The sequence below is a fragment of the Corallococcus sp. AS-1-12 genome, assembly GCF_020036995.1.
Lineage (GTDB): Bacteria > Myxococcota > Myxococcia > Myxococcales > Myxococcaceae > Corallococcus.
This window is the reverse complement of the sequence record NZ_JAIQDD010000001.1, coordinates 362,444-368,563: the sequence shown is the minus strand read 5'-3', so window position 1 is coordinate 368,563 and position 6,120 is coordinate 362,444. Positions and strand designations below refer to the sequence as shown.

Annotated in this window: 6 protein-coding genes; 2 read left to right on the top strand and 4 right to left on the bottom strand. The window is 70.3% G+C overall.

Annotation, left to right across the window (positions count from 1 at the left end):
• The first annotated feature begins 111 nt into the window (after positions 1-111).
• Complete coding sequence (gene arsA / locus K8556_RS01445; protein WP_223738227.1) at positions 112-1,899, top strand: arsenical pump-driving ATPase; 1,788 nt, start codon at positions 112-114, stop codon at positions 1,897-1,899.
• Between the two features lies 1 nt (position 1,900).
• On the opposite strand, the gene K8556_RS01440 is transcribed toward arsA, so the two are convergent.
• The 4 genes from K8556_RS01440 to K8556_RS01425 form a co-directional block, all read right to left on the bottom strand.
• Entirely contained in the window at positions 1,901-2,326 is a 426-nt protein-coding gene (locus K8556_RS01440) for a low molecular weight phosphatase family protein (protein WP_223738226.1), read from the bottom strand.
• Positions 2,323-3,447 (bottom strand): ACR3 family arsenite efflux transporter, encoded by a 1,125-nt coding sequence (gene arsB / locus K8556_RS01435; RefSeq protein WP_223738225.1) that lies wholly within the window; start codon positions 3,445-3,447, stop codon positions 2,323-2,325. Before arsB ends, K8556_RS01440 begins: the two co-directional genes overlap by 4 nt.
• A gap of 35 nt (positions 3,448-3,482) precedes the next feature.
• Positions 3,483-3,848: a helix-turn-helix transcriptional regulator gene (locus K8556_RS01430; protein WP_223738224.1), complete on the bottom strand. Its 366-nt coding sequence runs from the start codon at positions 3,846-3,848 to the stop codon at positions 3,483-3,485.
• Between the two features lie 62 nt (positions 3,849-3,910).
• The gene (locus K8556_RS01425; RefSeq protein ID WP_223738223.1) at positions 3,911-5,233 is read right to left on the bottom strand and encodes a glycosyltransferase; all 1,323 of its coding nucleotides are present in this window, start codon (positions 5,231-5,233) and stop codon (positions 3,911-3,913) included.
• Between the two features lie 90 nt (positions 5,234-5,323).
• On the opposite strand from K8556_RS01425, the gene K8556_RS01420 reads away from it, so the two are divergent.
• On the top strand, positions 5,324-6,100 hold the full coding sequence (locus K8556_RS01420) for an amino acid racemase (protein WP_223738222.1): 777 nt from the start codon (positions 5,324-5,326) through the stop codon (positions 6,098-6,100).
• Positions 6,101-6,120 lie beyond the last annotated feature (20 nt).

The following is a 6,120-nucleotide window of genomic DNA, read 5'->3' as shown; positions in this document are numbered from 1 at the left end:
GGGGGCGCGGCAGGCGGAGTCCCAGGGAGAGCACGGCCAGCCGAACGCCCTTGCTCTCCATGGGCCGGTGCCGCACTTCCTCCATCCAGGGGGGATGCGCCATCGTTCCGCATGCCACCGACAGCTTCCGGAACCCCCTATCTGTTCTTCACGGGTAAGGGCGGAGTGGGCAAGACCTCGCTCGCCTGCGCGACGGCCATCCGGCTGGCGGATGCGGGCAGGCGCGTGCTGCTCGTCAGCACGGATCCGGCCTCCAATCTCGACGAGATGCTGGGCGTCGAGCTGTCGCGCCAGCCCAGGGACGTTCCCGGGGTCCCGGGCCTGATGGCGCTCAACATCGATCCCGAAGCCGCCGCTGACGCCTACCGGGAGCGGGTCCTCGCGCCCTTCCTCGGGCACGCCTCCGAGACGGAGGTGAAGAAGATCCGCGAGGAGCTGTCCGGCGCCTGCACCACGGAGATCGCCGCGTTCGACGAGTTCGCCGGGCTCCTCGAAGCCACGTGGCGCCAGCAGTTCGAGCACGTCGTGTTCGACACGGCCCCCACGGGCCACACCCTGCGCCTGCTCAGCCTGCCCCGGGCCTGGACCGACTTCCTCGACACCAACACCCGCGGCGCCTCCTGCCTCGGGCCCCACTCAGGGCTCACGATGCGGAGGGAGCGCTTCTCCACGGCCCTCGCCGCCCTCGCCGATCCCCAGCTCACAACCGTCGTGCTCGTCACGCGGCCGGAGCGCGCGGCGCTTCAGGAGGCGGAGCGAACCGCGGCCGAGCTGCGCGCCTTGGGGCTGGTCCACCAGCGCCTGGTCATCAACGGCGTCTTCCGGCCCACGGCCTCGTCGGATCCGATCGCCCTGGCCATCCGGGAGCGGGAGCAAGCCGCGCTCGCGCGCATGCCGCCAGCGCTCCGCTCACTGCCGGCCGAGCAGGTGCCGCTGCGGGCCTTCAACATGCTCGGCATCGAGCACCTCCGCGCCCTGCTCGACGATTCCCTCCAGCCGCCTCCGGAGCGCGGGATCACCGCGCCCCCGCCCCACCCCACGGCCTCGCTCTCGGGGCTCATCGACGAGCTCGCCGCGCCCGGCCATGGGTTCATCCTCGTCATGGGCAAGGGCGGCGTCGGGAAGACCACGCTCGCCTGCGCTATCGCCGCGGAGCTCGCCACGCGAGGCCACTCCGTCCACCTGAGCACCACGGATCCGGCCGCGCATGTCGCCTCGACGCTCGAAGGCTCTCTTCCGAACCTCCAGGTGAGCCGGATCGACCCCCGCGCCGAGACCCAGGAGTATATCGAGAAGACGCTGCGCCGCAGGGAGGCGGAGCTCGATGACGAGGGCCGCGCCCTGCTGCTGGAGGACCTGGCCTCCCCCTGCACCGAGGAGGTCGCCGTGTTCCACGCGTTCTCCCATCTCGTCTCCGAGGCGCGCACCTCGTTCGTGGTGCTCGACACGGCACCGACGGGCCACACGCTCCTCCTGCTGGACGCCACCGGGGCCTACCACCGGCAACTGACGCGCAACCTGCCGCCAGAGCACCTGAAGCTCCTCACCCCGCTGATGCGCATGCGCGACCCGGCCTACACCCGCGTCCTCCTCGTCGCGCTCCCCGAGACAACGCCCGTGTCGGAGGCCGCGCACCTGCAAGAGGATCTCCGCCGCGCGGGCATCGAGCCGTGGGCGTGGATCATCAACAACAGCCTGCTCGCCACCGGCAGCCAGGACGCGCTGCTGCGCGAGCGGATGCGAGCCGAGGCCGAGCAGGTGGCTCGGGTCGTGCGCGACCATGCCCGACGTGTCGCGCTCGTCCCGTGGATGGCCCGGGAGCCTGTCGGGCTGGAGCGGCTCCACGCCCTGGCAGCCCATCAAGCCCGGGGTGAGTCCCAGCCCCAGCCAGGGGGATGACTCAAACGCTCCGGGCTCCATCCGCCCGGCGCGCCCAGCCCTCGTGCTCCAGGAACGCCATGACGCGGGCGCGCACGTCATCGCGAATCTCGCGCACGCGCTCCACCGGCTTGCCCTTGGGGTCTTCCAGCGGCCAGTCACCCCGCTTCAACCCCGGCACGTACGGGCAGGCGTCGCCGCACCCCATGGTGATGAGCCACTGAGCGCCCTGCGCCAGCTCGTCCGTGAGGCGCTGGGGCCGGGCCCCCGACAGGTCGATGCCCACCTCGGCCATGGCGGCCTGCACCTCGGGATGAACGCGCTCACCGGGCTGGGTCCCGGCGGAGACGGCACGCGCCCTGGCCGGGTCCACCAGGGCGTTGAAGAAGGCCGCCGCCATCTGCGAGCGGCCGGCGTTGTGGACACAGGCGAAGATGACCGTGTTCATCGCGAGGACCCCGAGGGAGGAGGCGAGGTGTTGTCGAAGCGGCGGGGCAGCACGGCGTCACGGGCCTCGGGGAAGAGCCGCCGCCTGAGCCACAGCGACAGGTAGACGAGCGCGATGAGGGCGGGCACCTCGATGAGCGGTCCGACCACCCCCGCCAGCGCCTCCCCCGAGGCCATGCCGAACACGCCCACCGCCACCGCGATGGCCAGCTCGAAGTTGTTGCCGGCCGCGGTGAAGGACAGTGACGCCGTCTCCTCGTAGCTGAAGCCCAGCCGGCGCGAGAGCATGAAGGCGCTGGTGAACATGACGGCGAAGTAGACGACCAGCGGGATGCTGATGCGCACCACGTCCAGCGGCAGGCGGGTGATCTTCTCGCCCTGCATCGCGAACATCAGGACGATGGTGTAGAGCAGGCCGACGAGCGCGGTGGGGCCCAGGCGCGGCAGGAAGCGCTGCTCGTACCACGCCTCGCCCTTGAGCCGGGTGAGGCCGACGCGCGTCAGCGCTCCGGCCACCAGGGGCACGCCCAGGAAGATGAGCACGCTCCTGGCGATGCTCCCCATGGACACGTCGAACGCGGTGACATCCGCGCCCAGCCAGCCCGGGATGACCGTGAGGAAGAGCCAGCCCAGCACCGAGTAGAAGAGAATCTGGAAGATGGAGTTGAGGGCCACCAGGACGGCGGCCACCTCGTTGCTGCCGCACGCGAGCATGTTCCAGATGAGGACCATGGCGATGCAGCGCGCCAGCCCGATGAGGACCAGGCCGTTGCGGTAGTGCGGCAGGTCCGGCAGGAAGAGCCAGGCCAGCGCGAACATCAGCACCGGCCCCACCAGCCAGTTGAGCACCAGCGAGAGGGTGAAGAGCTTGCCGCGCGTGCGCAGCCGGCCCAGCTCGCCGTAGCGCACCTTCGCCAGCACCGGGTACATCATCCACAAGAGGCCGATGGCGATGGGCAGCGACACGGTGTCCAGCTTCACCTTGTCCAGCCGGGCACCCAGGTCCGGAAAGGCGCGGCCCAGACCGATGCCCAGGCCCATGGCGGCGAAGATCCACACCGGCAGGAACCGGTCGATGACGGAGAGCTTCTTGACGATGCTGGAAGAGGGCGCGGCGGTCATGGGGAACAGGGGCAAAGGGGCAAGAGGTCCGTGAGCTACCGGCAGGCGTTGGGGCCGCGGGTCTTGAGGAGGCGCGCCACGTCCTCGCGGAGCACGTCGTGCCTGGAGAAGGCGGCGACCAGCGCCTTGAGCTGCGCCTTGCACACCTCGTCCATCTGCGGGGCCAGCCGGTAGTAGACCCAGCTCGCGTCACGGCGCGCTTCGACGACGCCAGCGTTCTTGAGCACGGCGAGCTGGCGGGAGGTGTTCGACTGCGTCAGACCGAGAGCAGACTCGAAGTGGCAGACGCACAGCTCCCCGTGGCTGAGCAGCGCGACGATGCGCAGGCGCGTCTCGTCCCCCAGCGCCTTGAAGAGGCGGGTGGCGGAACGGACCTCCAAGGACGTGATGGCGGCCGACATGACGGCATCACGATATTGGAATGTCGTGATTCCGCAACTCCGGGTTCTGTGACAGTGAGGTGTCAGCTCCCGGTTGCCTGGGGCTGAGCCGAGGCAGCCGGCCCTCCATGCGCTCGCCGGCCGATGAACGCCTCGATGGGGCCCGCGGCCTCGCGCGTCTGCTCGGAGTGGAGGAAGTGCGTCCGCAGTTGCTCACAGGCCTGCTTGCAGGCCGGATCCTTCAGGACGCCATCGAGCGCGGCGAGCAGGCGATCCGCGGTGAAGTCGCGGGGCGCGATGGTCCGGCCCACCCCGTGCAGCTCGACCAGCCGCCCGATGTCCGGCTGATCGAACTGGAGCGGGATGGAGACCATGGGCACGCCGAACGCGATGCACTCCTTCACGCTGTTCGTGCCGGCGTGGTTCACCATCACCGCCGCCTTGCGCAGCAGCCCCAGTTGCGGCGCGACCTTCACGGCGATGACCCCGGGAGGCACGTCGAACATCGACGGCTCCATCGACGAACCCACCGCGATGACGAACTGGAGGTCCGGACGCCGCCCCGCCGCCAGGAAGGCCTCGCGGAGGATGCGCAGGTTGTGCGCGGAAGTCGCCGCGAGCGTCCCGAGCGCGAAGAAGACCAGCGGACGCTCCCCACTCAACCGCTCCCAGGGGAAGTCGGGCTCGCGGCGGTCGCGGTCGATGCACGGCTCGATGTAGCAGTATTCGCCCGGGGCGCTCGGCACGCGGACCTCCGCGAACTCGCGCGGGCACAGCAGCAGCTCCGGAGACAGCGCGCGATCCAGCGCGGGCATGCCCCGGGCCTCCTTCAGCGGATAGTGGTGCTTGCGCGCGAGCGCCAGCAGCGAGGGGCGCAGGCGCGGAAAGAACCCGAGCGCCGTGAGGAGCCGCTCGCCCGGCATCGCGCCGCCGCGCCCCGGCCCCCGCTCCGCCCCGGCCTCGCGCGGGATGAGCTCCGGAGGAATCGTCACGTTCATCTGGAGCACCGGGATGCCCAGGCCATGCCCGATGACGGACAGGTGCCGGAGCTTCTCGTCACAGATGAGCAGGTCCGGCCGCAGCGCTCGCAGGGTGTCATCCACCTCCCCGTCCACCATCCGCTGGAGGGCCTGGTTGAAGCGAGCGGCCTGGGTGCGCAGGAACCACAAGAGCCGGGGGCCCTTCAGCCGCGCCGCCGTCGCGCGCAGCTCGCTCAGCTTCCCCTTGGGGAAGACGTCCGCGAACAGGGGCGTGAACTCGAAGCCCTCCGCGCGCACCTCGTCCTCCAGCTCCAGGATGCCCAGGTAGTGCACCCGGTGCCCCCGCCCCTGGAGCGACCGGGCGATTCGCAGGCTGGGATTGACGTGACCCGGCACGGGCAGGGGCGCGAGGACGATGGTGGCCATGGAGCACTTTCGGGCGTGAGAACGCCCAATCCGGTTTATCAGGTGCTTTTATCTTGGAAATATTGTAAAACAAGCCAGCTAGGATCTCCCGTGAGCCACTCCTTGGACATCGCGCCAGTTCAGCCCATCCGCACACCGGCCTGGGACGTCGACGGGGTCCCGGCTCCCAGGGAGCTGCTGGGCATCGTCGGAGGACTCGGGCCCCTGGCCTCCGCGGAGTTCCTGAAGACCATCTACGAGGAGAACCCCTTCGAGCTGGAGCAGGAGGGGCCCGCGTGCATCCTCCTGTCCTACCCGAACGTGCCGGATCGCACGCAGGCCATCCTGCGAGGCGAGGAGACGGCGGTCGTGCGGTGGCTCGAAGGCGTCATGGGCCGGCTGCGGTCGCTCGGCGCCCAGCGCATCGTGATTGCATGTGTCACCATGCATCACTTCCTGGGATACGTCTCCCCCGCGCTGCGTGAGCTCACGGTGTCCCTCGTGGACATGGTGCTCGACGAGGTCATCGCGTCCGGGAAGCGCTGGCTCATCCTCTCCAGCCAGGGCACGCGCACCGCGCGCGTCTTCGAGCGCAACGAGCGCTGGCGCGCGGCGGAGCCGCACCTGCACTGGACCACCCCCGAGGAGCAGGCGGAGCTGCACGAGGTCATCTACCGGCTCAAGAAGCACGGGGACGCCACCGAGGCGACCGCGCTGTGCGAGCGGCTGGTCCGCACCCACGACGTGGACGGCTTCATCGCGGGCTGCACGGAGCTGCACCTCGTCACGCGCCAACTGCGCACGCTGCCTCCGGAGGAGCGGGTGCGGAGCATCGACCCGCTCTTCCTCGTGGCGAACCGCATGCCGGGCCGGCGTCAGCCGGCCTGAGCGCGGCGCCGGCCCTCCGC